The 26,307-nt window shown below is 69.9% G+C and carries 25 protein-coding genes; 7 read left to right on the plus strand and 18 right to left on the minus strand.

Annotation, left to right across the window (positions count from 1 at the left end; all coding sequences use genetic code 11):
- The first annotated feature begins 7 nt into the window (after positions 1-7).
- Positions 8-832, plus strand: a complete 825-nt coding sequence (locus JJ691_RS18450) for a CPBP family intramembrane glutamic endopeptidase (RefSeq protein ID WP_211769984.1) — start codon at positions 8-10, stop codon at positions 830-832.
- On the opposite strand, the gene JJ691_RS18455 is transcribed toward JJ691_RS18450, so the two are convergent.
- A complete protein-coding gene (locus tag JJ691_RS18455) occupies positions 816-1,886 on the minus strand; it encodes an alcohol dehydrogenase catalytic domain-containing protein (protein ID WP_211769985.1) in 1,071 nt (356 codons plus the stop codon). The two genes, JJ691_RS18450 and JJ691_RS18455, sit on opposite strands and share 17 nt — an antisense overlap.
- A 102-nt stretch (positions 1,887-1,988) precedes the next feature.
- On the opposite strand from JJ691_RS18455, the gene JJ691_RS18460 reads away from it, so the two are divergent.
- Positions 1,989-2,765: a helix-turn-helix transcriptional regulator gene (locus JJ691_RS18460; RefSeq protein ID WP_211769986.1), complete on the plus strand. Its 777-nt coding sequence runs from the start codon at positions 1,989-1,991 to the stop codon at positions 2,763-2,765.
- 36 nt (positions 2,766-2,801) lie between these two features.
- Here the strand turns inward: JJ691_RS18460 and JJ691_RS18465 are convergent, their stop codons facing one another.
- From JJ691_RS18465 to JJ691_RS18505, 9 genes are all read right to left on the minus strand, one after another.
- A complete protein-coding gene (locus JJ691_RS18465; RefSeq protein WP_211769987.1) occupies positions 2,802-4,544 on the minus strand; it encodes a hypothetical protein in 1,743 nt (580 codons plus the stop codon).
- Between the two features lie 18 nt (positions 4,545-4,562).
- Positions 4,563-6,500 (minus strand): glycoside hydrolase family 31 protein, encoded by a 1,938-nt coding sequence (locus JJ691_RS18470; protein WP_249228018.1) that lies wholly within the window; start codon positions 6,498-6,500, stop codon positions 4,563-4,565.
- A gap of 10 nt (positions 6,501-6,510) precedes the next feature.
- The gene (locus JJ691_RS18475) at positions 6,511-7,317 is read right to left on the minus strand and encodes a carbohydrate ABC transporter permease (protein WP_211769988.1); all 807 of its coding nucleotides are present in this window, start codon (positions 7,315-7,317) and stop codon (positions 6,511-6,513) included.
- Positions 7,317-8,195, minus strand: a complete 879-nt coding sequence (locus tag JJ691_RS18480; RefSeq protein WP_211769989.1) for a carbohydrate ABC transporter permease — start codon at positions 8,193-8,195, stop codon at positions 7,317-7,319. The genes JJ691_RS18475 and JJ691_RS18480 overlap by 1 nt, the downstream gene beginning before the upstream one ends.
- The gene (locus tag JJ691_RS18485; RefSeq protein WP_211769990.1) at positions 8,192-9,382 is read right to left on the minus strand and encodes a sugar ABC transporter substrate-binding protein; all 1,191 of its coding nucleotides are present in this window, start codon (positions 9,380-9,382) and stop codon (positions 8,192-8,194) included. Before JJ691_RS18485 ends, JJ691_RS18480 begins: the two co-directional genes overlap by 4 nt.
- A gap of 83 nt (positions 9,383-9,465) precedes the next feature.
- Complete coding sequence (locus JJ691_RS18490; RefSeq protein ID WP_211769991.1) at positions 9,466-10,461, minus strand: LacI family DNA-binding transcriptional regulator; 996 nt, start codon at positions 10,459-10,461, stop codon at positions 9,466-9,468.
- Positions 10,462-10,562: 101 nt separating this feature from the next.
- Positions 10,563-11,582, minus strand: a complete 1,020-nt coding sequence (locus JJ691_RS18495; protein ID WP_211769992.1) for a LacI family DNA-binding transcriptional regulator — start codon at positions 11,580-11,582, stop codon at positions 10,563-10,565.
- Positions 11,583-11,600: 18 nt separating this feature from the next.
- Positions 11,601-12,353, minus strand: a complete 753-nt coding sequence (locus JJ691_RS18500) for an alpha/beta fold hydrolase (protein WP_211769993.1) — start codon at positions 12,351-12,353, stop codon at positions 11,601-11,603.
- A gap of 51 nt (positions 12,354-12,404) precedes the next feature.
- Positions 12,405-13,169: an SDR family oxidoreductase gene (locus JJ691_RS18505; protein WP_211769994.1), complete on the minus strand. Its 765-nt coding sequence runs from the start codon at positions 13,167-13,169 to the stop codon at positions 12,405-12,407.
- Between the two features lie 101 nt (positions 13,170-13,270).
- Between JJ691_RS18505 and JJ691_RS18510 the strand changes: the two genes are divergently transcribed.
- Positions 13,271-14,116, plus strand: coding sequence for a helix-turn-helix transcriptional regulator (locus JJ691_RS18510; protein WP_211769995.1), 846 nt, complete (start codon positions 13,271-13,273; stop codon positions 14,114-14,116).
- Here the strand turns inward: JJ691_RS18510 and JJ691_RS18515 are convergent.
- The gene (locus JJ691_RS18515; protein ID WP_211769996.1) at positions 14,109-14,786 is read right to left on the minus strand and encodes an endonuclease/exonuclease/phosphatase family protein; all 678 of its coding nucleotides are present in this window, start codon (positions 14,784-14,786) and stop codon (positions 14,109-14,111) included. The two genes, JJ691_RS18510 and JJ691_RS18515, sit on opposite strands and share 8 nt — an antisense overlap.
- An 11-nt stretch (positions 14,787-14,797) precedes the next feature.
- Complete coding sequence (locus JJ691_RS18520) at positions 14,798-16,132, minus strand: alpha/beta hydrolase domain-containing protein (RefSeq protein WP_249228019.1); 1,335 nt, start codon at positions 16,130-16,132, stop codon at positions 14,798-14,800.
- A gap of 134 nt (positions 16,133-16,266) precedes the next feature.
- Between JJ691_RS18520 and JJ691_RS18525 the strand changes: the two genes are divergently transcribed.
- Positions 16,267-16,521, plus strand: a complete 255-nt coding sequence (locus JJ691_RS18525) for a hypothetical protein (protein ID WP_211769997.1) — start codon at positions 16,267-16,269, stop codon at positions 16,519-16,521.
- Between the two features lie 420 nt (positions 16,522-16,941).
- Here the strand turns inward: JJ691_RS18525 and JJ691_RS18530 are convergent, their stop codons facing one another.
- Together JJ691_RS18530 and JJ691_RS18535 are read right to left on the minus strand one after the other, a co-directional pair.
- The gene (locus JJ691_RS18530) at positions 16,942-18,087 is read right to left on the minus strand and encodes a DUF222 domain-containing protein (RefSeq protein WP_211769998.1); all 1,146 of its coding nucleotides are present in this window, start codon (positions 18,085-18,087) and stop codon (positions 16,942-16,944) included.
- Positions 18,088-18,387: 300 nt separating this feature from the next.
- Complete coding sequence (locus JJ691_RS18535; protein WP_211769999.1) at positions 18,388-19,029, minus strand: hypothetical protein; 642 nt, start codon at positions 19,027-19,029, stop codon at positions 18,388-18,390.
- Positions 19,030-19,164: 135 nt separating this feature from the next.
- Between JJ691_RS18535 and JJ691_RS18540 the strand changes: the two genes are divergently transcribed.
- Complete coding sequence (locus JJ691_RS18540; protein ID WP_442912731.1) at positions 19,165-20,487, plus strand: ferredoxin reductase family protein; 1,323 nt, start codon at positions 19,165-19,167, stop codon at positions 20,485-20,487.
- On the opposite strand, the gene JJ691_RS18545 is transcribed toward JJ691_RS18540, so the two are convergent.
- Positions 20,471-21,076, minus strand: coding sequence for a DJ-1/PfpI family protein (locus JJ691_RS18545; RefSeq protein ID WP_211770000.1), 606 nt, complete (start codon positions 21,074-21,076; stop codon positions 20,471-20,473). The genes JJ691_RS18540 and JJ691_RS18545 overlap by 17 nt on opposite strands.
- A 95-nt stretch (positions 21,077-21,171) precedes the next feature.
- Positions 21,172-22,812 carry a glutamate--tRNA ligase gene (locus JJ691_RS18550; protein ID WP_211770001.1) on the minus strand — a complete coding sequence of 547 codons (1,641 nt, stop codon included), beginning with the start codon at positions 22,810-22,812 and terminating at the stop codon, positions 21,172-21,174.
- A gap of 128 nt (positions 22,813-22,940) precedes the next feature.
- On the opposite strand from JJ691_RS18550, the gene JJ691_RS18555 reads away from it, so the two are divergent.
- Both JJ691_RS18555 and JJ691_RS18560 read left to right on the plus strand, forming a co-directional pair.
- Entirely contained in the window at positions 22,941-24,158 is a 1,218-nt protein-coding gene (locus JJ691_RS18555) for an RCC1 domain-containing protein (protein WP_211770002.1), read from the plus strand.
- Entirely contained in the window at positions 24,158-24,574 is a 417-nt protein-coding gene (locus JJ691_RS18560; RefSeq protein ID WP_211770003.1) for a protein-tyrosine phosphatase family protein, read from the plus strand. Before JJ691_RS18555 ends, JJ691_RS18560 begins: the two co-directional genes overlap by 1 nt.
- Here the strand turns inward: JJ691_RS18560 and JJ691_RS18565 are convergent.
- Together JJ691_RS18565 and JJ691_RS18570 are read right to left on the minus strand one after the other, a co-directional pair.
- Positions 24,571-25,716 carry a sensor histidine kinase gene (locus tag JJ691_RS18565; protein WP_211770004.1) on the minus strand — a complete coding sequence of 382 codons (1,146 nt, stop codon included), beginning with the start codon at positions 25,714-25,716 and terminating at the stop codon, positions 24,571-24,573. The genes JJ691_RS18560 and JJ691_RS18565 overlap by 4 nt on opposite strands.
- Before the next feature lie 18 nt (positions 25,717-25,734).
- A complete protein-coding gene (locus tag JJ691_RS18570; RefSeq protein ID WP_211770005.1) occupies positions 25,735-26,274 on the minus strand; it encodes a DUF1453 domain-containing protein in 540 nt (179 codons plus the stop codon).
- Positions 26,275-26,307 lie beyond the last annotated feature (33 nt).

Genomic DNA, 26,307 nt, shown 5'->3' on the forward strand with positions numbered 1-26,307 from the left:
TCGTCCCATGAAACAAACCTTGTCGGCCTGGGTCCGGCTGCCGGTCATGTTCGTCGCGCTGCTGGCGGTGGATCTCCTCGCCGGTCTGGTCGTGCCGCCGCTGGGCGGCGTGCCGGTGCTCGGCCTCATCGTCGGCCTGGTGGCCGGATTCCTGGCGCTGCTGGCCTATCGCGGCCTGGTGCGGTGGCTCGAACACCGCTCCCTCGACGAACTGGCCCGCCAGGACGCCCGCAACGGCCTCGGCCGTGGACTGCTGCTCGGGCTGACCATGTTCGTGGTGACGCTGGCGGTCATCGCCCTGTTCGGCGGCTACCAGATCGTCGGGTGGGGCTCGTTCTTCGGCGCCCTCAACACCGCCGGCCTGATGTGGTCGGCCGCCGTCTGCGAGGAACTGCTGTTCCGCGGCGCTCTGTTCCGCATCCTGGAGGAGAAGACCGGCACCTACGGCGCGATCGTGGTGTCCGGGCTGGTCTTCGGCGGGCTGCACATCCTCAACCCGGACGCCACGGTGTGGGGCGCGCTGGCCATCGCGGTGGAGGCCGGCCTGCTGTTCGGCGCGATGTACGCGGCGACCCGGAGCCTGTGGCTGCCGATCGGCGTGCACATGGCCTGGAACCTGGCCGAGGGCGGGATCTTCGGCACCGTCGTCTCCGGCTCCGGCGCCGGCCAGGCCAGCCTGGTCAACGCCGTGACGAGCGGGCCGGAGATCCTTACCGGCGGCCAGTTCGGGCCCGAGGCCAGCATCGTCGCGATCCTCGTCTGCGGCGTGCCCACGGTGCTGTTCCTGCGGCTGGCGCGGAAACGCGGCCGAATCCTCAAGCGCGGGGCCTGATCACCGTCCCCCGGAACTTGCCGCCGGTGGCGGCGGCGTGCTCCAGCGCCTGGTGGACGTCGTCGAGGCCGAACTCCGTGACATCGAACTGGTTCAGGTCGAGCAGCCCGGCGCGGACCAGCTCGATGAAGCGGAGAGGGGCCCAGCGCGGGCACATCCACTGCCCGCGAACGGTGATCCCGTTGCGCATCAACCATCGGTACGGCAACGCCAAATCGTCCTGCACGCCGCCCATCAGCACCACCCGGCCGAACTCCCGCACGGCCATCGCGGCGGCCCGCACCGGCCCGTTGCCGACCGACGGGGGCATCAGGTCCAGGACGACGTCGATCGGCCCGGCCGCGGCCATGGCCTCCCGGTCGCTGTCCTCGTCGCCGGTCAGCCGGACCGTCCTGACCCGACTGCCAAACCGATTTTCCAGCTCTGCCAGCATTTTCTCGTCACGGCCGGGCGCGACCACGCGGGCCGCGCCCATCGCCACCGCCACCGCGACGCCGGCGCTGCCAAAGTTGCCGGTCGCCCCGCTGACCAGGACCGTCTCCCCCGGCTGGAGCTCGGCGGCGAGAAAACCGCCGTACGGCACCAGACACACGACGGCCGCCGCGACCCAGCGGCCCGCGTCGGCCGGGTCGATCGGCCCGAGCGGCACCGCGTTCTCCGTGGGCACCAGCAGTTGCTCGGCGAACGAGCCGTTGCCGTACTGCCGCTGAAGGCGCAGACCGCCCTCGCCCCGGGCGCTCCAGCCCTGCAGCATGATGTCCGGGGTCAGGGCGTCATCACGCGACCGCAGCGTCGGGTCGCAGAACACCCAGTCCCCGACGGCCAGCCGGGTCGCGTCGGGGCCGACGGCACGGACCCGGCCGACCGCCCCGGCGCCGATCGCGACCGGCAGGTCGAGCAGGTAGCCGCGGTCGCCGCCCACCACCTCGCCGGTGTACGGCAGGACCGGCGCGGCGACCACGTCGACCAGCACTTCTCCGGTGCCCAGCACCGGATCGGGCACCTCGCGGACAGTCAGCGGCGTGCCGAACTCGGTGAGCACAGCGGCTTTCATCGGTGGTTCCCTTCGTTGGATGCCACCGATCCAACAAGGATCCGGACCAGGTATCCAGACCTGGTATTATCCTAGGATTATCGACACCCATGGAGGCGTCCCATGCCGACCGGACTCGGTGAGTTCCTGCGGTCACGGCGCGAACGCCTGACCCCCGAATCCGTTGGCCTGCACCCGGGTCGCCGCCGGCGCACGCCCGGCCTGCGCCGCGAGGAAGTCGCCGAGCTGGCCGGCATCGGCGTCGACTGGTACGTCCGCCTCGAACAGGGCCGAACCGTCCGCCCCTCCACGGCCACGGTCGACGCGCTGGCCGAGGCCCTGCGGCTCGACGACACCGAGCGCGCACACCTGGCCGTCCTGGCCCAGCAGACCCGGCGACCCGCCTTCGAGCGGGAAACCGTGCCGCCGGCGGTGAAAAACCTGATCGAGGGCATGAGCCAACCCGCCTACGCCACCGGCCGCCGCTGGGACGTGCTGGCCTGGAACGACGCCGCCGCCGAGCTGTTCACCGACTTCGGCCGCAGCCCGGTCGAGGACCGCAACATCCTCGTCTACCTGCTGCTGGATCCGGCCACCCGGCGGCTGTTCGGCCGCGGCTGGGCCGCCCGCGCCCGGCACACCGTCGGCCAGTTCCGCGCCGCTCACGACGTCTGGGCCGGCGATCCCGCCTTCACCGGCCTGGCCGCCCGGCTGGCCGCCGGCTGCCGCGAGTTCACCGCCTGGTGGGACGACCACAGCATCGCCGTCGGCAGTGGCTCCGGCCGCAAGGTCCTACACCATCCGGAACGTGGGGTGCTGGCCTACGACTACGCCACCTTCCAGTCCAATGACGACGCCGCCGTGCGCCTTGCCGTCTACACCTTGGCCGACCAGAGGTGAGGTGGCCGCGGTCGACCACCCCACCTCCAGCCCGGATCAGCTGACGTCGGCCCGGTCGATGGCGATGTTGCGCCCGGCGCTGGCCGGGTTCTGGCCGCTGCCAACGGTGATCGTCAGCGTGTGCGATCCGTTGGCCACCTTCGGGCTGGTCCACACCACGCCGGCGGCATTGCGGCTCGGGGCGTAGTTGTCGAGGGTAGTGGCCGGACTGCCGTCCAGCGACAACAGCATCTGGCCCTGGTCGAAGTCCCGCACGGCGTGCAGCGCCACCTGGCTGCCGGTGAAGTGGAACTGCGCCACCGAACCCGGGGTGTAGCTCCAGTTCGCGGTGCCGTCGTACATGTCGGAGACACCGTTGGTCTGGCCCCAGTTCGCCCCGTACTGGAAGTAGTTGGGACCGGAAGTGACTGTGCCGTCGACGATCTGGGTGATCGGTCCGTTCGCGGGCGACAACGTCACGAAGTACGCGTCGGTGCCCGATGACCACGGGATCGGCACCGACGAGTCACCGGTGACGACCGTGGTGCTGACGGTGATCGGCTGGGATAGCGGGTTCTGGTCCGGGATCCGTTGCACGGCCACCTGAATCCCGGAGCTGCCGGCCAGCCAGGACGGCAGGTTCTTGAGGCTCAAGGTGATCGTCCCGGTGTTGCCGGCGGAGTCGCCCAGCAGCACGGTCGCCCGCCGCAGCGACTGGTCCTTGGCCGCGACGGCGTCGGCGCTGGCACCGCCGTTGTCGACCGACACCAGCTGGCCCGTGATCTGCGCGTACGCGTCGTACACCCACCACTGGCCGGTCGGCTGCCCGTTGACCAGCGTCGAGTCGAGGCTGCCGGTGACGCAGCAGTCGGTCCAGATGGCGTGGTCGGCCAGGCTGATCCCGGACTTGGCCAGCTCCGCCAGATACCAGGCTTGGTAGCCGGCGTGCTGGTCACCGGAGAAGAGGTACTCGTTGTCGGCCAGCTTCACGCCGCTGATTCCCCTTGCGGACAACAGGGATTGGGCGGTCTGCGCGTCCTGCACCGGGTGCGGGCTGAAGTGCCAGTTCAGGTAGGTCGGCACGGTGCCGGCGGCCTTGGCGTGGTCCAGGAACGTGCCCAACTGCGAAGGATTCCAGCCGGACTGGCTCGGTCCCATGATCGACGCGTTCGGCGCGAGCCGCCGGATCTCCCGCACCGCCGTGTCCCACATCTGGAAGTACTGCGGGGAGTTCAGGCCGGCGGGCCAGAACGCGGTGCCGTCCGGCTCGTTCCAGACGTCGTAGTTCACGGTCAGCCCGGACGCCTTGACGTCCCCGACGACCTGGTCGATGAACCGGGTCCAGTTCGAGCAATCCCCGTTGGTGCAGGGGTAAACCGTCGTGGACGGCTGGGTGGTGTCGGCCCCGAACAGGTCGCTGACCAGCAGGTCGTAGCTGGCGTGGTAGCCGCTGAGCCGCCGGGCCTGGTCCAGCGCCGAGGTGACCCGGACACGGTAGCCGCTGCCGGCGGTCATGCCGTCGCCGATCCAGCCGTGGCCGTCGATCCGGGCCCCGCCGCCGCGGCCGGACTTCACGTTGAGCGGGCCCAGCAGGTTGTCGGCCGGGGCGCTGCCGTCCTGGCTGAGGCCGTAGAGGAAACCGGAGCCGACCCCGGTCGGCGCGCCCAGTGACGTGCCGAGGTCGACGGTGACGGTGTGATCGACCCGTGGTTGATCGATTTGCGGTGCGGGGACAATCGCCGCGGCGGTCAGCAGGGCGGCCGCGGCCAGCAGGGATGTGGTCAGCAGGGACGTGGTCATCATTGACCTTTCGTCGGTCTACAGGTGCAGGGTGCTGCCGGCGCGCCGGAAGACCGGGATGCGCGCCAGCGGGGCCTGGACCTCGACGGTCTCGCCGCCGGCGTGTTCCATGCCGGTGGCCACGTCGATCCAGGCGGTTCCGGCCGGCAGGCGCACCGGCCGGGACCGCGCGCCGAGCTCGGTGACCGGCGCGACGAGCAGGTCGGGACCGAACAGGAACTGGTCCTCGACCGTCCAGGCGGATGGATCATCCGGATAGTCCACGAACAGGGGGCGCAGCAACGGGATCCCGGTCCGGGCGGTCTCGGCCAGCTGCTCCCCGATGTAGCCGCGCAGCCGCTCCCGCAGGCGCAGCTGGTCGGCGATGATCTCGTACGCCTCCGCGCCGTACGACCAGACCTCGTTGGGACCGCCGGAATGCCCCGCGCCGAAGCCGATCCGGGGCTCGCGGTGGCCGTGCAGCCGGAACAACGGGCAGAACACCCCGTACTGGAACCAGCGGATCATCAGCTCGCGGTACTCGGCCGACGCCGGGTCGCCGCCGTGGAAGCCGCCGATGTCCGTGGTCCACCAGGGAATCCCGCTGACCGCGACGTTCAGGCCGGCCCGGATCTGCTTGCCCAGCGCGGCGAACGTGGCCGGGATGTCGCCGGACCACAGGGCCGCCCCGAACCGCTGGCTGCCGGCCCAGGCCGACCGCACCAAACTGACCGAGTCGTCCTCCCCCTCGGCGGTCATGTGCTCGTGCAGACCGCGCACATGCTCGCGTGGATAGAGATTGGCGACCTCGCGGCCCGGGCCGGCGGCAAAACGGAGATTGCCGAACTGCTCGGGGAAGATCTCCGGTTCGCAGGCGTCCAGCCACCAGACCCTGATGCCGTGGTCGTAGTAGCCGGCCTTGAGCCGGGACCACACGAACTCCCGCGCGGCCGGATCGGTCGCGTCGTAGAAGGCGACGCCGTGCTTGTGCTCGCCGAAGCCCTTGTCCGGGAAAGTCTGGTGCAGCGGCAGCCCCTGCTCGGCGCCGACGAGGAACCCGTTGTCCCGCATGTGCTCGTAGTTCTCGCTGAGCGGGTTGACCGACGGCCACACCGACACCATGAGCTTGACGCCCATGCCGTCCAACTCCTTGACCATCGCCGCCGGGTCGGGCCACTCGGCCGGGTCGAACCGCCAGTCCCCCAGGTGCGTCCAGTGGAAGTAGTCGGCCACGATCACCGAAAGCGGCAGACCCCGGTCACGGTGCTCGCGGGCCACCGCCAGCAGCTCGTCCTGGTTACGGTACCTGAGTTTCGACTGCCAGAAGCCGGTGGCCCAGTGCGGCAGCGCCGGGGCGTGGCCGGTGGCGTCGGCGTAGTGCGACAGGATGTCGGCCGGGGTGTCGCCGGTGGTCACCCAGTAGTCGATCTGACGCGCCGAGTCGGCGACCCAGCGGGTGCCGTTCTCGGCGAACTCGACCCGGCCGATCGCCGGCAGGTTCCACAGCAGGCCGTACCCCCGCGAGGACAGCGCGAACGGGATCGACACCTCCGCATTGCGCTGCACCAGATCGAGCACCATGCCCTTCTGGTCGAGGCGGCCGTGCTGGTGCTGGCCGAGCCCGAAGACCTTCTCTCCGGGGTACGCGCGGAACCGCTGTTCCAACCGGTGGTAGCCGTCGCCATTGGGGGCGAACAACCGCGGCCCCGGCCAGGCGAAATGCCCCGGCTGCTCGGCCAGCAACTCCTCGCCGTCCTTGCTGAACCTCAGCAGCCCGTCGATGACATCGAGGCGCAACCGGCCCACCGTCAACGACGTTTCCGTTGCCACGGCCGGCACTTCCGCCGGCGTCAGCTCCAGCGCGCCGGGAATGTCCGGCACGATCGCCTTGCGGCCGACCCGCACCCGAATGCTGTCCGCACCCCACGGCTGCGCGCACAGCACGTGGTCGGCGGTGCGAAGCCACAGTTCTGTCACGGCAATCCCCTCAGTCCTTGACCGCGCCGGCGGCCAGGCCCGCCGACACGTGCCGCTGCGCCACCACGAGCAGCACCGCCACCGGCAGCGAGGCCAGCACCCCGGTCGCCATCACCGAGTTCCAGCTGCTGGTGTTGGTGCCGGCGCCGATGAAGTCGTACAACCCGACGGTGATCGGCGTCCATTGTGGAGCACCGAGGTTGAGCGTGGAGGCGAACATGAAGTCGCCCCAGGAGAACAGGAACGCGAACAGGCCGGCGGTGATCACGCCGTTGCGGCTGACCGGCAGCACGATCACGACGAAGGTGCGCAGCGCGCCCGCGCCGTCCAGGCCGGCCGCCTCGATCAGCTCACTCGGCACCGACAGCATGAACGCCCGCATGATCAGCACCGCGAACGGCACCGCCAGCGTGGAGTCGGCCAGCACCAACGCCTCCGGCGAGTTCAGCACGCCGAGCGTGGAGAACACCCGGTACAGGGCGTTGGCCATCACGATGCCCGGGATCAGCTGCACGATCAGCAGCGTGAACAGCAGCGGCCGCGAGCCGGGCGTTCCCCTTCGCGACAACCCGTATGCCGCCGGGGCCGCGATCAGCAGCGTCAGCGCCACCGTGCCGAGCGCCACGATCAGCGACACCAGCAGGTGATCGCCCTGCTGCCCCAACGCATCCCAGTAGCCGTCGAGCGTGCCGCCGAAAGGCAGCCAGTGCGGCGACCGGTCGGCGATCTGCTCGTTGGTCTGGAAGGAGGCGTCGACCATCCAGTACAGCGGGAACAGCATCACCGCCAGCAGGACAACAGCGATCGCGGTCCGCATCACGCCACCTCCTTCCGTGTCGACCGCAGGTAGAACACCGCGAACACCAGCGCCACCACGATCAGCATGTTGCTGGCCGCCGCCCCCAGTCCGAACTGCGACAACCCGCCGAAGGACAGCTGGTAGCCGTAGGTCGTGACGGTCTGGGTCGCGTTCGCCGGGCCGCCCTTGGTCATCACCCAGATCACGTCGAACACCTTGATCGTGTAGATCAGGCCGAGGGTCAGCACCACCGCCACCACCGGCCGCAGCAGCGGCGCCGTGATGTGCCGGAACCTCTTCAGCCCCGAGGCCCCGTCCAGCGCCGCCGCCTCGTGCACGTCGGCCGGAATCGACTGGAGGCCGCCGTACAGGATGACCATGTTGAACGGGATCCCGATCCACACGTTGCACAGCAGCACGCCGATCATCGCCGTCTGCACGCTGTTCAACCACGGCACCGGCTCGCCGACCAGGTGCAGAGCGAGCAGCACGTGGTTCAGCACCCCGTTGCTGGTGTCCAGAATCCAGCGGAACACCGTGCCCGTCACCACCAACGGCAGCAGCCACGGGATCAGCAGCAGTGTCCGCACCAGTCCGCTCAGCGGGAACGCCCGGTTGAAGAACACCGCCAGCGCCAGCCCGATCGTGAACTGGAAGAATAGCGAGGCCACCACGAACACCACCGTGTTGACAGCCGCCGTCCCGAACACCGGGTCGTGCACCAAGTGCACGTAGTTGTCGAGCCCGTTGAACGGTGCTTGTCCGCTGTAGACGGACTGGATGCCGAAGTCCTGGAACGACAGGACCAGGTTGCCGATCAGCGGGTAGAGGAAGAACACCGCCAGGTATACGACGACCGGCAGTAAGAATCCAACGCGGGTTAGAGTCTTACTCATTGCCCCGTCGCTTGCTTCTGGGCCGCCTCCAGGGCGGCCTGCGGTGTCGCACGGCCGGCGAGGGCGGACTGCACCGCGGTCCACAGGGCCTGGGAGTACTTCGGATAGTTCACGCCGAGCGTGGCGGTGCGGCCGGCGGCGTCGCCGATCTCGTCCACAAAGGACTTGAACTGCGGACTGGCGGCGGCGAGTTGCCGGGCCGCCTGCTGATTGCTGGGCACGTAGTTGGTGAGCTTGGACCACGACAGGCTGTTCTCGGCAGCGGTGAGGCACTTGACGACCTGGGCGGCCTTCGCCGACTTGGGGCCGTTGCCGGCGGCCCAGACCTCGCCGCCGAGGGCGCTGGACGGCTTGCCGCCGACGGCGGGCACCGGCATCGGCACGACGGCGAAGTCGGCCATGCCGGCCTTGGCCAGCTGGGGCAGCTGCCACGGGCCGTTGACCATCATGGCCAGGCTGCTATTCGCGAACTGCTCCTCCACGTTGGCCTGCGTCCAGGTCAGCACGTCCTTCGGCGCGGCGCCACTGGTCACGAGGTCAGCGAGCAGTTGCAGCGCGGAGACCGCCGGCTGGGAGTTCAATGTGGACAGCGAGCCGCCGCCACTGAGCAGGAAGGCCTCGAACTGGAAGCTGCCCTCCTCGGTCGCGGGCACCGCGAACCCGATACCGTGCTGCGCCCCAGTGGTCAGTTTCGCCGCAGCGGTCTTCAACTCGTCCCACGTCCTGGGCGGGTCGATGCCGGCGGCCGAGAACAGCTTGGTGTTGTAGTACAAGGCAAGCGCGTTCACGCCGGGGGAGACTCCGTACAGCTTGCCCTGGTAGCGGCCGGCGGCGACGACGTTCGGATACAGGCCGTCGGTGGACAGTCCGCTCAGCTCCGCGAGCGCCCCGGTGGCGGCGATCTGTTGCAGGTCGGGATTGTCCAGCAGCACGAGATCGGGCACGTCATGGCTGCCGACCAGTTGCAGCAGCTTGGTCCGCAGGTCCGGCACCACCTGCCGCTTGATCGTCACTCCGGCCTGCTGGCCGCAGCTGTCCAGCAGCTTCGGCAAGGCCGAGACCAGCGGGTCGGTGTTGTAGTAGTCCATTTCGGACAGTGTCGAGTCGTCGCCGGCCGACGATCCGCCGCAGCCGGTCGTGACCAGGGCGACGGTCGCCGCCACCAGGGCGAGCGCGAGTTTCCTCATGGCGAAGGCTCCTTCGCGGAGGTGAGGTGAGGTGAGGTGAGGTGCGGAGTCAGGTGAGGTGCAGGGTCGGGCGAGGTGCGGGGTCAGGCGCGTGGGGCCGCGATGCTGCCGCGGTCGACGAACTCCGGGGTGAGCAGGACGTTCGGGGCGGGGGCGGCGGCGGAGTTGATGCGGTGCAGGAGGGCATCGACCGCGGCCTCGCCCATGGCGGCGGCCGGGACGTCGGCGGCGGAGATCTGGGGGCGCAGGGCCGTCGCGTTGCGGACGGAGGTGATGGCCAGGACGGACATGTCGGCGGGGATGTCCTTGCCAGCGGCGGAAAGGGCGGCGATCAGGCCGGCAAGGGAGCGCTCGTTGATGGTGAGGATGGCAGTGGTGTCCGGGGCCTGGGCCAGGATCGAGGCCAGGCAGCCGGCGGCCGCGTCGTCGCTGTCGTCGCAGCACACGGCGAGGCCGGCCAGCTCGACGGTGGCCTTCTCGAAGGCGTCGGCGGCCCGGAAGGCCGGGCCGTACTCGTGGTCCAGCAGTTCCTGGGGGCGGTTGACGAGAGCGATGTTCTTATGCCCCAAGGCATGCATCCGGCGGACGCCCTCGGTGACCAGGCCGGCGTAGTCGAGGTCGACCCAGCCGTGGGCGTCGTCGGCCCCGGTGCGGCCGATGGTGACAAACGGGAAGCCCTGCTCGATGAGCCCGGTGACGCGGGCGTCCCGCAGCAGGGTCTCCATCAGGATGACGCCGTCGACCCGCCGCTCGGTGATCATGCGGTCGAACCGCTCCGGCCCGCTTGGCGACAGCAACACGTCGTAGTCCCGCTCGGCCGCCGCCTCGGCCACGGCCCCGACGAAGTGCAGTTGGTCCACCGACAGGTGCGGGCCGGTCGGCGGTATGACCAGCCCGATCGTCCGGGTCGATCCCTCGGCCAGGGCCCGCGCGGTGGCGTTGGGCCGATACCCGGACTCCTCGATCACGCGGGTGATGCGCTCGTGCAACTCCGGGCTGACCTGCCGTTTCCCGCTCAGCACGTACGAGACCGTGCTCCGGGACACTCCCGCCAGCTTGGCGATCTCACCGATGTTCACCCGCGGCCTCCTTGTCGCGAACCGGTTCGCGAACCGGTTCGCCAGACTGTAGGAGCAAGGCGGGGACCCGTCAACGGTCGAAAGGTTTCGACCGCCTGGGCCTAAACCGACGGCGCCAGCAGGCGGGGCGGGGCGGTGCTGTGCCGGATCACCAGCGACGTCGCCAGGTCCACCCGGGTGGACGCGGGCCGCTCACCCCGACCCAGCTGCAACGCCAGCCGGGCGGCGGTTTCGGCCATGGCGACCAGCGGCTGGCGCACGGTGGTCAGGGGCGGGCCGACCCAGCGGGCCAGGGGCAGGTCGTCGAAGCCAACGACGCTGAGGTCGTCGGGGATGGTCAGGCCGAGCTCGCGGGCGGCCTCGTAGACGCCGAGGGCCTGCAGGTCGTTGCCGGCGAAGACGGCGGTGGGCCGCTGCGGCAGGGAGAGCAGATCGCGGCCGGCGCTGTAGCCGGCCTCGGTGTGAAAGTCGCCCTCCCGCACCAGTTTCGGGTCGACGGGCAGGCCGGCCGTCTCCAGGGCGGCCCGGTAGCCGTCGAGCCGGGCCCGGCTGCACAGCATCCGGGACGGCCCGCCGATGATGCCGATCCGCCGGTGCCCGAGCTCGATCAGGTGTCGGGTGGCGTTGAGCCCGCCGTGCCAGTTGTTGGTGCCGACGGCGGGCACCCCGTCGGCCGGGTCACCGGCGGGATCCAGGACCACAAAAGGGATCTCCCGGCTGCCCAACTGGGCCCGCTGCGCGGCGTCGAGGTCGGACAGCACCAGCACGACCCCGGTCGGCCGGCGGGCCAGCACACCGTCCACCCAGGACTGCCCGGGCGAGTGCCGGTCGGCCGCCTCGGACAGCACGACGTTGAGTTTCTCCTGCCGGGCAACGTTTTCCACGCCCCGGATGACCTCCATCGCCCACGCGCTCTCCAGCTCGTGGAACACGAGGTCGAACAGCCGCGACGGCGGACCGGCAGCCCGGCGCCGATAACCGTGCTGGTGCAGCAGCTCCTCGACGCGAGCCCGGGTGGCCGGCGCGACGTCGGACCGCCCGTTGAGCACCTTGGACACGGTCGGAGTGGACACTCCCGCCGCCCTCGCGATCTCCGCCAGCGTCGGAGCGTCACCACGCATGAGCCGGGATGTTACCGGTTACATCGCCGAAATGTTTCGAAGCCAGCCGAGGACCGCCGAGCCGAATTCCGGGCCGGCGAAGGCGCTCCAGTGGTCGCCGGGCACCCGCACGTACCGCGAGGAGGGCAGCGCCGCGGCCAAGCGGTCGGCGGAGGCGTGGCTGCGGTCGTCCGCCCCGATCGCCACCAGCGTCGGCACGTCGATCTCGGCCAACGCCTCCAGCGGCGTCGCGACATGGGTGTCCAGCACGTGGAGCAGGGCATTCGGGTCCTGACCGAGCTGGTCGAGCCAGTGTTTGGTCTGCTGTCCGGCCTGGTCCAGCTCGCCGCCGGTGGCGATCGCGGTCAGCGTCCGCCGGTAGCCGCCGGTCCGGCTGGTCTCCCCCTCGACCGCGTCCAGGCCCTGGCCGGCGATGACCGCCCGCCGCGGCCGGGCGCCGCGAACCAGCATGCGCAAGGTCACACGGCCGCCCAGCGAATAGCCGCCCAGGTCGTAGTCGTCGAGACCGAGGTGCTCGACCAGGGCCAGGCCGTCGTCGGCGAGCACGTCGGGCGGATAGGCGGCCGGGTCGTGCGGACGGGCGCTCGCGCCGTGCCCGCGAAGATCGGGCAGGATCACCCGGAAGCCGCTGTCCGCGATCATGCGGGCCGGCCCCTGGTCGATCCACTGCGAGCCGACGCCCATCACGCCGTGCAGCAGCACGACCGGCCGGCCCTCCCCCAGTTCCTGGTACGCGATGCTCAGGCCGTCAAAGCCGCGGAACTCCTGCACCCGGCGGATTCTGGCACGGACCAGGCCGGCGGCGCGTGCGGTTTTCGCGCCTCACTTGCCGTGCGGGTCGCTGTGGTTCAGCGTGGCCACGACCTGGTCGTACTCACCGTTCACCGCGCTGTAGCGGAGGAACTTGACCCGCTCGACCTGGATCTCCTTGGCGTCGGGGCGGGTCTCCAGCAGCATCACGACCTCGTCGACGAACTCGTCCAGCGGCATGGCGAAGTCGCTGGTCTCCTGGCCGGGCATCAGCGCGGTGCGCACCGACGGCGGCACCAGCTCCACCACCTTCACCGTGGTGTCGGCCAGCTGCATGCGCAGCGACTCGCTGAGCATGTGGATCGCCGCCTTGGTGGCGTTGTAGCTGGGCGTGACCTTGAGCGGGGTGAAGGCCAGGCCCGAGGAGACGGTGACGATGGTGGCGTCCGGACGGGTCTGCAGGTGCTCGACGAACGCCGCGACCAGGCGGATCGGCCCGAGCAGGTTGGTGGTCACGATGGCCTCGGCCGAGGCCAGGAAGCCCTCCGGCTTGTGCCAGTCCTCCACCTGCATGATGCCGGCCATCGCGATCAGCACGTTCAGCTCGGGGTGCCGGGCCAGCACCTGCTTGGCCGCGGCCTCGATGCTGCCGGCGTCGGCGGTGTCGATCAGCACGGTGTCGATCTCGGGGTGCTCGACGGCGATCTGCTCCAGCAGCGCGGTGCGGCGGCCGCCGACGATGACCTTGTTGCCCCGGTCCTTCAGGGCCAGCGCCAAGGCGAGGCCGATGCCGCTGGTCGCGCCGGGGATGAAGACGGTGTTTCCGGTGATGTCCATGGCCGTAACCCTGCTCGGGTTCGAGAGCCGTGTGCAGAGAGCACTCATCGGGGGATTCGCGATCCCTGGCTGGCGTCCGGCCTCCCGCCGATACTTGGCGTATGGACCGAGCTGCACTGGCCTCCTTCCTCCGGACGCGACGGGAGGCGCTGCGCCCCGAGGACGTCGGGCTGCCGGCCGGCGCCCGCCGCCGGACCAGCGGCCTGCGCCGCGAGGAGGTCGCGTCGCTGGCGGCGATGTCCACCGACTACTACACGCGTCTGGAGCAGGAACGGGGCCCGCAGCCGAGCGAGCAGATGCTGGCCGCGCTGGCCCGGGCGCTGCGGCTGTCCAATCACGAACGGGACTACCTGTTCCGGGTGGCCGGCCGCAACGCGCCGTCACCGGTCTCGGCCGGCGCGCACGTCGCCCCGGCGCTGCTGCGGGTGCTGGACCGGCTCGACGACACGCCCGCGCTCATCCTGTCCAACCTGGGCGAAGTGCTGGTGCAGAACCGCATGTCCAAGGCGCTGATGGGTGATCACACCGCGTACACCGGGCTGGCCCGCAGCGAAATCTACCGCTGGTTCACCGATCCCCAGCAGCGGCTGATCTATCCCGAGGACGACCGCGACCGGCAGAGCCGGGCACTGGTGGCCAACCTCCGCTTCGCGTACGGGCAGATGGGCCCCCGGTCACGGGCCGGCGAGCTGGTCTCCGTGCTGGAGAAGGCCAGCACGGAGTTCGCGGGACTGTGGGAACGGCAGGAAGTCGCGCAGCGGTTCGCCGACCACAAGACGCTGCTGCACCCCGAGCTCGGGCCGATCGAGGTCGACTGCCAGGCCCTGTTCACCGAGGACCAGTCGCAGGCGCTGCTGGTGCTGACCGCTCCCCCACGCAGTGAGGGCCACGAGAAGCTCCAGCTGCTGAGCGTGCTGGGCCACGAGCGGTTCCCCGTGTCTAACTGATCGTGGCCAGCACCGGGTGGTGGTCGGACAGGCCCTCGTTGTCGAGGACCCGCGCGTTCGTGGCCGTCGCACCGCGCACGATCACGTGGTCGATGGCCTGCTCGCCCTGGGTGGTCGCGCCGGGCGGCAGCTCGGCGACCCGAAAGCCTTCGCCAAGGCCGCTGACCACGGTGTCGCCGTCAGCGTTGAAATCCCCCATCAGCACCGCCGGCTCTACCGCCAGATCCCGCAGCTTCGCCAGCTGACCGGCCCGTTTCGCCTCCCACCAGCTGACGTGCGTGGCGACCATGGTGAGACCGGCGGTGTGCACGGCCAACCCGCCCTTGCCCCAGTCGTCGTGGAACTGCAGCTCGGTGATCACCCGGCTCGGGCCGTCGACCAGCAGCACCAGGTACTCGGTGTCGTCCTTCAGCTGGGACGGCATCTTCCGCGGCCGCGGCACCCGGCGGTAGCGCATCGCGTGCACCGTGCGGCCGGTCGTCGCGCGGATGGCCGCCAGCAGGTCGCCGCTGACCTCCTGCAGCGCGACGACCTCGGCCGGCAGCTCCGCCACCCGCCCGGCGATCGCGGCGACCCGCTTCGACTCGTCCGGCCAGTGGGTCGCCACGTCCTCGCCCCAGTTCTCGGCGTGGATGCGGTGCAGCACGTTCCAGGTCGCGACGGTGATCACGTGCGGCGATGCTAGTGGACGGCGTCCCGCACGATCTCCGCCGCGTCCGCCGGTAGCAGGAAGCCCTTGACCACGGCCTGCGCCGCCGCCCGGCCCACGGCCGCGACATAGTCGGCGTTCGTCGGGTACAGCCGGGCCAGCTGTTCCGGGGTGAAGGGGACCGTCGTGCCTTCGAGCGTGCACTGGAGGCTGTCGCCAGTGTTTCCGGTTCCGGTCAGGGTCGCGGCCGGCGCTTGCAGGGCCGGCGTGCGGATCCCGCCTTCGGCGTTGCCGTACTGGTCGCGGACCATCGCCGGCGGCGTCCCGGTGATCGTGATCCGGTCCGCTTCCGGGGGTGCGGCGCCGTAGCGGACCCAGGCGTTCAGGTGCGCCAGCGCGGCGTCCATGACGTAGCGCTCCTGGCCGTCGTTCGGCGGCAGCCCACACTGCGGCAACGTGATGCCCGGGAAGAAGCGCTGGATCTCGACCTGGCCCAGTTGCTGCACGTGCGCGTCCACGTGCGAGGTGCCTGGGATCTCCCACAGCCGGAAGCGTGGATTGTCCGGCTGCGCGGCCGGAAAGTAGTTCAGCGGGGCCAGCACGTCGGTCTCCGTCTGCACGGTCAACACCGGAACACCGGAATCCGTCCTCGTCCACGCTGCCGGGGAGAGCTGGTTCAAGTTGATCGGCGCCCCGGCGTCCCGACGGCTGTGGATCAGGAAACCGTCGTACAGGCGCTGGACCGGCTGGATCGCGTTGGCGTAGGTGACCATCCGGAACGCCGACTGCGACTCGCCGTCCGCGATCAACGCCTTGGGCTTGAGGCCCTGCAACGGATCCGCCCCCTGCGGGTGCCGCAGAGCTTGCGCCGCCTGCGAGAAGATGTCGTACGAGAACGTGTCACCCGGGTGGTTCAGCGTCCCGTAGCGGCCAGGGTCGATCTTCTTCAGGGCATCGACCCCGAGCTGCTGCGCGGAGACGCCCACCCAGGCGTAGCCGGCGCGGAGCAGTTCCTCGTTCTCGTACTGGAAGTCCGGGTCGAGATCGATGCCGGCCGTGACGTTCAGCCACTCCACCACGACCGTGCCGTTGAACCTCGCCGGATCCGCCGGCCGCCGGACCAGCATCCTCGTCTCGTACGGGGCCTGCTCCGCCGGCGTCACCGACCACCGCCCGTCGCCCGTCCACGTGCCGCTCTGCGCGTATCCCGTGGCCGTGCCACCGAAGAAGTACTCCTGCTCGGTGTACCCCGCCGCGCCCAACGGCACCGGCGACGAGTTGAACGGAATGCCCAACCGGCCGCCCGTCACCGGCCCCGACACCTGTGGCCCCTCCGCCGCGCTGGCCGCCGGGGCCAGCGTGACCATCAGCATTATGGCGAGAACCGCTCCCAGTAAGCGCACCATCCCAGTGCTACTCCGGGGCAGCTCCGGGAACAACGCAATTTCAGCACCGGCAAATTGGGCCAATGTCGTGAACAGGACGGTCCTAGCATCCGCGCATGAACCTCACCGACCAGGAGCTCGACGGGCTTTCTGAGCTCGCTCAGGCGGCCACCTCCGGCCCGTGGTTTGTCGCCGTCAGCACCGTCCCCGACACCGGCCTCGGCGAGATCGTCGCCGCCGCACTCATCCAGCAGCCCCGCTACATCGACGTCGCCGACGAGCGCTGGGGACGAGAACGCCTCCTTCATCGCCGTGGCCCGGCAGGCGGTTCCGCGGCTCATCGGGGAGATTCGGCGGCGGAGGGGGATTAGCCGGGGGATGGGGTTTTGGGTGGGTGGTTTTTGGGGGTGGGGTCTGGGTGGGGTTTTTGGGTGGCTCCGGGTGGATTTTGCGTGGAGCCTCTGGGCGATGGCAGTCGAGGCAAGAATCGGGCAGGCTGCGCCTGCCTCGATCGCCGGACAGCTTATGCCATCGCCCTCCTCCACGCAAAATCCACCCTCCGAGGTAAGGGGTGGGGGTTGCTGGGGCGGTCGCGCTTTTCGGCGCTGGCGCTTTGGCTAGATTTAGATCCCCTGGGCCTTTTTTCGGCCCCTCCCGCATCCATCTCCCACGCTTCGCTCGGGCGGCCTTCTCGCCACCCTCTTCCTGGCCTTCCGGCCCCGCCCTTCGTCGGCCAGTTCTTCCTCTTTTTCGGGTGCTGTTTCGCTGTGGAGTTGTCAAAGAACGAGCGGTCAGTACTGGTGGGGGTGGGTGGTGTAGTGGCGGCCTTGTGGGGTGAGCCAGTGGAGGGTTCCGTCGGAGTCGAGGGTGGCGGTGTAGTTGGCGTGTTTGAGGTGGTGATGGTGGGCGCAGTAGCCCTTGAGTTGGGTGGCGGTGGTTTTGCCGGCCGGCCAGGGGATGGTGTGGTCGAGTTCTTGGATGGGGGTGGTGCAGCCGGGGGCGGTGCAGGTGCCGCCGTCGCGGACTTTGATGAACTCGCGGGTCCGGGTGTCGGCCCGGTATTTGTGGGTGTTCATGGCGTCGGCGTGGCGGCGGTTGTCGAGGAGGAGGCCGCGCCAGGGGCCGTGCATGGCCAGTTCGCGGGCGGAGTCGGCGGCGATGGGGCCGTAGCCGTCCAGCAGGCCGGGGTCCTCGGTCAATCCCATCAAGGTCTCCACCGGGATGGTGACGTGGACCTGGACGGTGCGGTCGACGCCGTAGCCCAGGAAGCGGTCCAGGAAGGCGTCGGCGCGTTTCTGGTCGGTGGTGCGGTCGTCTTTCGGGAGGGAGCGGGCGTCGCAGGTCAGGACGTCGTAGGCCTGGCGGGCCTCGATGGCCGGCAGGATGATGCTGAGCTGGGCCATGCCATCGGGCAGCGGAATGAACTCCACCCGCCGGTCCTCGCGGGCCTTCAGCCGGCGCTGGTCATAGCCGAGAGGGTCAGCCTCCGCCACGGCCTTGGTGGCCCGGCGGGCCAGCTGGGTGTGGGTCAGGCCGGGGGCCACGTCCGCCAGGGCCTCGTCAACTTGGGAGATCAGCTCGGGGTCGGTCAGGTGAACCACCCGGTCATCCACCGTCTTGAGCCGGCGGGCATCGATCTCCCCACGCCTCAACAGTTCCGCACATCGGGGTAGCCGGTCCAGGACGTCGCTGTATTCCTTCTGACGAACCACCGACTGCTCCGGCTCATGAACCGCCATGGCGATCTCGGCCGTGTCCTCGATTCCCCGAACCAGGCTGAGCTCAACGCAGTGGAGAGCCGCCATGGCCTTACGAGCCACGATAAGCAGAGTGAGCTTCTGATCATCGGTAAGGCCCTCGACATCCACACCCAGGAGCAGGTCCACCATGACCCCTGAGGGTTCCATGGACTCCAGCTCTCGGGTGATTTCCTTCATGCCTTCAGAATACGCCGACCGAAGATCGAACTCGACTCACTAACGGGTGAATTCAAGCCCTTTGTTAACCATTCCACCCCAAGGACACCCACTCCTCGTTCCGGAGGGTGGATTTTGCGTGGAGGGGGGCGATGGCATAAGCTGTCGGCGATCGAGGCAGGCGCAGCCTGCCCGCTTCTTTGCCTCGATGCCATCGCCCAGAGGCTCCACGCAAAATCCACCCGGAGCCACCCAAAAATCCCACCCTCCAAACGCAACACACCCCCACTCCACACAGCGCCCCCTCAAAATCCCTCCCCCTCAACCCCCAGCCCCAGCATCGATCTGCACCGAATAACCACCCCTCAGCACAGCCACCGTAGACGGCGGCGTGATCACCGTGGCCTCCCCAGACCGAGGCAACGGTCTCCACCCCCGGTAACCATCTCTGGTCCACAGCGCCAAGTGATCGTCCACGATCACCGCCGGGCCTTCCTCCACGAGCACGAACGTTCCGACAGGCAGACCACCCCACGGCAACTGATGAAACCGCCGCCGGTGAGTGCCGCGGAAGATGCGTTCACCGTGCAGCTGGCGGTTCATCTCCGTCGCCGACGGTCGGTGCCCGACGACATCCGCCCAAGCGTCCCGATAGGACAGATAGCTGCGATGGCGGCATTCGCCGCACGGGCGGTGGCCGGCGGCGAAGGAGACGGCCTCGTCGTGGAAGTAGAGGTGGGTCCAGCGGTTGGGCAACCACTGCTCCCGCCACCGACCCCGGAACTCCAAGGCGCAAGTGATCCACAAGTCGCTGGCGTGGAAGCGGACGATGTCCCGGCCGCGGTGGATCACGCCACGGTTGCCGGTCCAGGCCCCGCGCAGGGGAAAGGCCTCGATGTCGCCGGTGGGGGTGACGCGGTTGCACTGCGGGCTCCGCGCGTCGCCTGAAGGAGTATCACCCACGGCCACACCCTAACGACGGGACGTGACCAGACGGACCGCGAACAACGTCCACGGCGGAAATCCGCCAGAACCGAGGTGAACCGGGAGCGGCCGCGGCTCGTGTGTGGGGGCGAGCCGATTCTCCGGGAGGACCCCGTGACCACCATCCAGAACCGCCAGGTAGCCGTGCGGACGGCGCCGGACCGCCGCTCGACGGCACGGGTCGTGCTGCTCGCGGCGCTGGGCGTGAACGTGCTGATCGTCGCCGCGCTGGTGGTGGTGACGGGGGCCTCGCCGAACATCCTGATCACGCTGGGCCGGATCGCCGGGCTGGTGGCGGGCCTGCTGATGGCGTGCCAGTTCCTGCTCATCGCCCGCCTGCCCTGGCTGGACGAGCGGCTGGGCATGGATCGCCTCACGTCCTACCACCGCTGGACCGGTTTCAGCTTGATGTGGGCCCTGCTCGCGCACGTGGTGCTGATCGTCGCGGGCTACGCCCAGCACGACGCCCACGACGTGATCTCCGAGGTGTTTGTCCTCTCCGACACGTTCGCTGGTGTGTTCCTGGCGATCATCGCCTTCCTGCTGGTGGTCGTGGTCGGCGCGACCTCGGCCCGGATCGCCCGCAAGCGGTTGCCCTACGAGACGTGGCACGCGATCCATCTGCTGACCTACGCGATCGTGGCGCTGGCCTTCACCCACCAGTTCGTCTCCGGCACGACGATCGCCTCCACCGGCGGCCGGATCTACTGGATCCTGTTGTGGGGCACGGCGATCGGCCTGCTGCTGACCGGCCGGGTGATCCGCCCGCTGCTGCGCAACCGCCGCTACCAGCTGCGGGTCGCGGGCATCGTGCAGGAGTCGCCCGACGTCGTCTCCGTGTACATCGAGGGCCGGAACCTGCACGAGCTGCCGGCGCGGGCGGGCCAGTTCTTCGTGTGGCGGTTCCTGGCCAAGGGCATGTGGCACCGGGCCAACCCGTTCTCCCTGTCGGCCGCGCCGGACGGCCGGTACCTGCGGCTGACCGCGAAGGCGGTCGGCACCGCGAGCGCCGCCCTGCGCGACCTCAAGGTCGGCACGCGTGTCTACGCCGAAGGCCCGTACGGCGCGTTCACCACGGCCAACCAGGTGCACCAGCACGCCCTGCTCATCGCCGGCGGCGTCGGCGTCACGCCGATTCGCGCGCTGCTGGAGGAGATCCAGGGCCACGTGGTGGTGCTCTACCGGGTCCGCGACGAGCGGGATGCCGTGCTGCTGGACGAACTCCGCGCCCTGGCGCCGGTGGTCCGTGTCCTCAGTGGACCGTCGGCCGGCCAGTTCAACGCGGAGAGCCTGCGCTACCTGGTGCCGGACGTGTGGTCCCGGGACGTGTTCGTGTGCGGCCCGGCCGGCATGACCAACGCGGTGCTGGCCAGCATGCGCGAGCTGAACGTGCCGGACCGCCAAGTGCACGCCGAGAAGTTCAGCCTGGCTGGCTGACCCGCCACACGGTTCCACGGCGCTCATAAGCGATGAGCCGTTCGGTCTCGATCGCCGCCTGGGCGCCGAACTCCCGCTCCAAGAGATACAGCGCGAGATCGATGCCGGACGTCACGGCACCGGCGCTGACCAGGTCGCCGGCGTCCACCACCCGGCCGTCCACGACCTGGACCCCGTTGGCGGCCAACATGTCCAGCCCAAGCCAGTGGCCCGTCGCCGAGCGGCCCTTGATCAGACCGGCCAGCGCCAGGATCATCGATCCCCCGCACACGGTGGCCACGGTGGTCGAGGGCCGGTTCAGCGCCTCGGCCAGCAACCCCGGCAACGGCGTGGACAGGGTACGACCGAGCGTCTCGGTGATGCCGTCCGGGATGGCCCCCAAAGCCCCCGGCACCACAACGATGTCGGCCCGCGAAGGGTCCAAACGCGACGCTGCCCGCAGCGTCATCAACCCCATGCCGCTGGGCACGTCACGCGGCCCCTCCGCGGACACCAACTCGGCCGTCATCGGCCCGTTGGCCAGAATCTCGTACGGGGCAACGACATCGAGCGGGTCGAACCCGTCGAACAACACAACCTGCACCAGCATCGGCGGAACTTCCTTCCCCATAAAGACGATGCGGCGAACGCTAATCGCGTCCGCCGCATCGAAGAAGGAGCCGGTTTGCCAACCTCCGCCGGATTTCAGCCAGCCACGGCGCCGATCCGGCGCAGCACCTCGGCCTCGCCGAGCGTGGTGGCCACGGCGTGCAGGTCGGGGCTACGCGTGGAGCCGGTCAGCGCGACCCGGATGATCTGTGAGGCCTCGCGGATGGAACCCGGGTAGGCGTCCGGGTTCTTCTTGTACTCCTTGGCGTTCTTCGCGTAACCGTGCTTGGCGGCCAGCTCGCGGATCTGCCCGAACCACTCCTGGCCGTCGTCGAGGTGCTGGTAGCCATCGGCGAAGTCGGCGGCGAAGGCCCGGGCCAGCTCCGGCGTCACGCCCTCGATGCGGGAATCGTCCGCGGCCACCGGGACGAACAGCTCCGGGAAGAAGAAGCCGTAGGCGGTGCGGAAGTCCGACCACTTGCGGAGGTCCTTGCGCGGGTTCTCGACGCCCTCGCGCTCCACCGCCAGCGCGGCCAGCGCCAGCTCCGGGTTGGCGTCCAGCACCGTCACCAGCTCGGCGTCACGGTCGGCGGCCCACACCTTCACCGCGGCCACGATCTCCGCGCCGCTGAGCGTGGCGATGTGGTTGGCGCTGATGTCGTCCAGCTTGGCCATGTCGATCAGCGGCCCGGCCAGGCCCATCTCGTCCAGCTTGATCGGCGCGTCCAGCGCCTCGGCCAGCGACATCTCGGCGATGCGGCCGTTGGCCAGGCCCTTGAGGTAGAACAGCACCGCCTCGGCCGGGTAGCCCTCGTCGATGTAGAAGTCGACGGAGGCCTCGGGGTCCTTGCGCTTGGACAGCTTGCGCTTGCCGCCGGAGATCTGCTTCATCAGCGGCGCGATGTGCGCGTAGGTCGGCTGCTCGAAGCCGAGCGCCGCGAACAACTGGAGGTGGGTGGGCACCGAGGAGATCCACTCCTCGGCCCGGATCACCAGGTTGACCCGCATCAGGTGGTCGTCGACGGCGTGCGCGAAGTGGTAGGTGGGCAGCCGCACGTCGTTGGCCGAGGACTTGAGGATCACCACGTCGTTGCGGTTGTCCTCGTGCTCCAGCCGGCCGCGGATGGCGTCGGTGAACACGGCCCGGCCGTCGACCTGACCCGGCGAGCGGAACCGCACCACGTACGGCGCGCCCTCGTCCAGCTTGGCCCGCACGTCGGCGTCGTCGCGGTCGCGCCAGATGGCCCAGCCACCGTAGTAGCCGGGCGGGATCTTGCTGGCCTCCTGGCGGCGGCGGATGTCGGCCAGCTCGTCCTCGGTGGCGAAGCACAGGTACGCCTTGCCCTCGCGCAGCAGTTCGCGCGCGTAGGTCAGGTACTGCTGCTCACGCTCGGACTGGAGGTAGGGGCCGTACTCGCCGACGCCCTCCATCTCGTCCGGGGTCAGCCCGAAGTAGCCGAAGGCCCGGGTGAACTGCTCGACCGCGCCCTCGATCTCGCGGGCCTGGTCGGTGTCCTCGATGCGCAGCAGGTACTTGCCGCCGGTCCGGTGCGCGATGTCCCGGTTGATCGCCCCGACGTACAGCGCGCCGATGTGCAGCCAGCCTGTCGGCGACGGGCCGACCCGGGTGACCTGGGCGCCGTCCGGGAGCTGCCGCTGCGGGTAGCGCTGCTCCCAGTGCGCCGGCTCCGGCAGGTCGGCGGGGAACAACGCGTCGATGACGGCACGGTCAAGCATCGGGTCTCGGTCTCCAGCGCACAGGTGACAAGTGATCCCAGGTTAGCCCGCCTGTCGGCTAGGGTGTGCGCGGGGATCCGGGGATCACCGGCGGCTGAGGGCGCCACCTCGGGTCAGGGGTGGAGTGCATGGTGAGACGTGCCTTGTTACTGGCCGCCGTCCTCGTTGTGGGGATGGCCGTCCCGGCTGCCGCGACGCCGACGAGCGTGGCCCCGGCCGGCTCGGGCTTCACGCCGCTGTCGCCTGTGGGCAACGTCGACGTGCGAGCGGACCTGGACGGCTACTTCGCGCCGGCGTCGTCGGCGTGCGCGGTGCACTGCCCGGTCAGCTGGGGCGCGAACGACCACGGCGAGCTCGGCACCGGCACCGTCGGGGCCGGGGAGAGCCGGCCCGGCCAGGTGTTCGGCCTGTCCGGCATCACGTCCGTCGCCGGCGGCTCGGACAACGGGGCGGCACTGGACTCGGACGGCGGCGTCTGGACGTGGGGCTCCAGCACCGCCAGCAGCCAGAGCCAGGACGTGACTCCGGTGCCGACGCGCCTGGACGGGCTGCCGCCCGCCGCCGCGATCACCTACAGCGGCCACAACGGGTACGTGCTCGGCCGTGACGGCTCGGTGTGGGGCTGGGGCGACAACTTCTTCAACCAGGTCACGCCGGATGCCGACCAGTGGTTCGCGACGCCGCAGCAGATCGCCGGCCCGGGGACGGCGACGGCGATCGCCGCCGGGTCCGGCGCCGCCTACCTGGTCATGGCCGGCAAGGTCTACGGCTGGGGTCGCCTGGGCGACCTCGGCGGCCCCGCCCCGCAGGCGAACCGGCAGGAGGTGGCCGGGCTGGCCGATGTGACGGCCATCAGCACCACGGCCACCGGCACGGTGTTCGCCCGCGAGTCCGACAGTACGGTGTGGGCGTGGGGCGGCAGCGACACGTTCGGTGAGCGAGGCGCGATGAACCTCCAGGCGAACACCCCGCCGGCCCAGGTCAACGGCCTGCCGGCGATCGTCGGGCTGGCCAACGGCCACACGACCGAAACCGCGTACGCGCTGGCCGCGGACGGCACCGTGTGGAGCTGGGGCGGGAACGAACTCAACGCGCTCGGCACCGGCGAGCGGACCAACGTCGATCCGACGCCACACCAGATCCCTGGCCCGACCGGGATCACCTCGATCGCCGGCGGCGCCAACTTCGGGCTGGGCCTCAAGTCGGACGGCACGGTGTGGAGCTGGGGCGACAACACCGACGGGCAGCGCGGCACCAACCTGATCGCCGCGCAGCTGGTGGCCGGCCTCAGCGGCGTCACGGCGATCGGGGCCGGCAGCTCGACCTCGTACGCGGTGATCGGCTGATGTGGGCGCGGGCCACGCCCGGGTTGTGCCGGCTGCCCTCGGGGCGGCTGGTTCGCGGGCGTGGCCTGCGCAATCCGCTGCCGCCCGGGCCGACGGCGGAGTTCGGGCTCTACCTGCAAGGCGCTGATCCGGGCCCGATGCCGTGGGACAGCCGATGGATCCGCTGGCCGGACTTCTGGCTGCCGACCGACCGGGAGGCGTTCCGGACAGCGCTGCACGAACTGCTGGAACGAGCCGGTGCAGAACGGGTCGAGGTGGCTTGCAGCGGCGGGCATGGCCGCACGGGGACGGCGTTGGCCTGCCTGGCGGTGCTGGACGGGGTGCCCGGCAAAGAAGCGGTGGCCTATGTCCGTGACCACTATTCGCCACGGGCGGTGGAAACACCGTGGCAGCGGCGGTTCGTGGCCCGGTTCTAGAGGGTCAGCTTCACGGCCCAGCCTGGACCGGACGGACCGGCGTCGAGGGTGCCGCCGAGCGCCACGGCCCGGTCCCGCATGGCGGACAGGCCGAGGCCGGTGCCGCCGCCGATACCGGCCGGCACCGGAACCTTGGACTGTCCATTCACGACAGTCAGGGTCACGGAGTCCTTGTCGAAAGCCAACTCCATCGTCACGGAAGCGCCGGGCGCGTGCTTGGCGGCGTTGGTCAGGGCTTCCTGGGCGGCACGGTGGATGGCGTGCGCGGCCTCGGCCGGGACGGGCCGCTCCTCCCCCGCCACGGCCAGCGACGCGCCGGCGTTGTCGGCGATGGTCCGCAGGGTTCGACTCAACGGCACGGTGTCCTCGCGCAGGGCCTCGACCGCCCCACGCATGTCGACGATGCTGTTCACGGCCAGCTTCCGGGCGTGTCTGATGGCTTGCGTAGCCTCGTCGCGGCGGTCGTTCTCGTTGAGCGCGTCGGCCATGTCGAGCTGGAGCGCGATGCCGGTCAGCGAATGGCCGAGCACGTCGTGCAGCTCCCGGGCGATCCGGCCGCGCTCCAGCAGGGTCGCCTCCCGCGCCTCCGACTCCGCCGCCCGCATGGCCTCGGCCGCCGCCCGCTTCGCGTTGGCCAGCGCGGCCAGCCGGTCCACGCGGGCAATGCTGATGTACGCCGGGAATCCCGTGATCAGCCCCTCCCACCACGGCCACTGGGTCGGCGACGGTGCGATCCCGTTGACCACTGCCACGGCGACGGCACTGCTGACCGAGGTGAGCACCGCGATGGCGATGGCCGGCTTGCGGCCGGTCAGCTTGCCGGTCGCCGAGGCCGCGAGGAACGCGAACATCGGGGCCAGCGTGGGCTGAGCCAGCGGCAGCAGCAACGAACCGGTCACCGCGTACAGGCCGAGCAGACCCAGCTGTGTCCACTGTGGCAGTGTCCATTGTGGAGGGCGACCCCACGGCGCCAGCGTGGCCAGGCCCAGCGCCGACACCACCACCAGCAGCCCGGTCGTGAACGGCCGCGCCATAACCTCGTGGCTGGGGAATTCGACCGCCGTCACGAGGATGCAGCCGAGAGTCAGGACCGGTCGGACCACGACCTCGATCAGCCACTGTTCCCGATCGATCACTGTCATCGCCGGCCAGCGTAGCGGTCAGCGCCGGCCGATGCGGGACTGCAGGTCGTTGAGGAACTGCGAGGTCTGGTGCGGGGCGCCGTCCTTGCCCTGCTGCCAGATCACCTGGCCGTCGGTGCGCATGGCCTTGGCCAGCACGACCACCCCCTCCACCAGCAGGCCCGCGCCGAGCGTCAGCATCAGCGTGTTGCCACCGTTCGCGTGCGGGTCGACCGCGGCCAGCAGGAAATTGCCGCCCAACTTGGCGACAATGTTCACGACCCACAGCACAATGGACATCGCGGTGTAGCGCATGTTGGCGATTCCGTCCTGCACGTACACCCGGACGCTCAGGCCCCGCAGCGCCCCGAGGCCGACGCCGATCAGCGTGGTCACGACGAGAAAGCCCAGCTGGAGCGGGTCGTGCAGGACGTCCTTGGCGCTGGACAGGCCGATCACGGTGAGCACCGCCGGCAGCACCAGCATGCGCTTGGCCTGGGCCGGCTCGCCGAGCAGGCGGCGAATCAGCATGTAGCCGACAAGGGCGATGACCAACAGGATTTCCAGTGGCGCACTCACGATTGTTCCTCCCAATCAGGTTCGACACCAGAT

It is taken from the genome of Kutzneria sp. CA-103260 (genome assembly GCF_018263855.1).
Classification (GTDB): Bacteria; Actinomycetota; Actinomycetes; order Mycobacteriales; family Pseudonocardiaceae; genus Kutzneria.

Bases quoted from the DNA above. Each gene is read 5' to 3' on its own strand.
- JJ691_RS18450 (WP_211769984.1), top strand. From the start codon at position 8: ATGAAACAAACCTTGTCGGCCTGGGTCCGGCTGCCGGTCATGTTCGTC.
- JJ691_RS18455 (WP_211769985.1), bottom strand. From the start codon at position 1,886: ATGAAAGCCGCTGTGCTCACCGAGTTCGGCACGCCGCTGACTGTCCGC.
- JJ691_RS18460 (WP_211769986.1), top strand. From the start codon at position 1,989: ATGCCGACCGGACTCGGTGAGTTCCTGCGGTCACGGCGCGAACGCCTG.
- JJ691_RS18465 (WP_211769987.1), bottom strand. From the start codon at position 4,544: ATGACCACGTCCCTGCTGACCACATCCCTGCTGGCCGCGGCCGCCCTG.
- JJ691_RS18475 (WP_211769988.1), bottom strand. From the start codon at position 7,317: ATGCGGACCGCGATCGCTGTTGTCCTGCTGGCGGTGATGCTGTTCCCG.
- JJ691_RS18480 (WP_211769989.1), bottom strand. From the start codon at position 8,195: ATGAGTAAGACTCTAACCCGCGTTGGATTCTTACTGCCGGTCGTCGTA.
- JJ691_RS18485 (WP_211769990.1), bottom strand. From the start codon at position 9,382: ATGAGGAAACTCGCGCTCGCCCTGGTGGCGGCGACCGTCGCCCTGGTC.
- JJ691_RS18495 (WP_211769992.1), bottom strand. From the start codon at position 11,582: ATGCGTGGTGACGCTCCGACGCTGGCGGAGATCGCGAGGGCGGCGGGA.
- JJ691_RS18505 (WP_211769994.1), bottom strand. From the start codon at position 13,169: ATGGACATCACCGGAAACACCGTCTTCATCCCCGGCGCGACCAGCGGC.
- JJ691_RS18510 (WP_211769995.1), top strand. From the start codon at position 13,271: ATGGACCGAGCTGCACTGGCCTCCTTCCTCCGGACGCGACGGGAGGCG.
- JJ691_RS18520 (WP_249228019.1), bottom strand. From the start codon at position 16,132: ATGGTCACGCTGGCCCCGGCGGCCAGCGCGGCGGAGGGGCCACAGGTG.
- JJ691_RS18525 (WP_211769997.1), top strand. From the start codon at position 16,267: ATGAACCTCACCGACCAGGAGCTCGACGGGCTTTCTGAGCTCGCTCAG.
- JJ691_RS18530 (WP_211769998.1), bottom strand. From the start codon at position 18,087: ATGAAGGAAATCACCCGAGAGCTGGAGTCCATGGAACCCTCAGGGGTC.
- JJ691_RS18545 (WP_211770000.1), bottom strand. From the start codon at position 21,076: ATGCTGGTGCAGGTTGTGTTGTTCGACGGGTTCGACCCGCTCGATGTC.
- JJ691_RS18550 (WP_211770001.1), bottom strand. From the start codon at position 22,812: ATGCTTGACCGTGCCGTCATCGACGCGTTGTTCCCCGCCGACCTGCCG.
- JJ691_RS18555 (WP_211770002.1), top strand. From the start codon at position 22,941: ATGGTGAGACGTGCCTTGTTACTGGCCGCCGTCCTCGTTGTGGGGATG.
- JJ691_RS18560 (WP_211770003.1), top strand. From the start codon at position 24,158: ATGTGGGCGCGGGCCACGCCCGGGTTGTGCCGGCTGCCCTCGGGGCGG.
- JJ691_RS18565 (WP_211770004.1), bottom strand. From the start codon at position 25,716: ATGACAGTGATCGATCGGGAACAGTGGCTGATCGAGGTCGTGGTCCGA.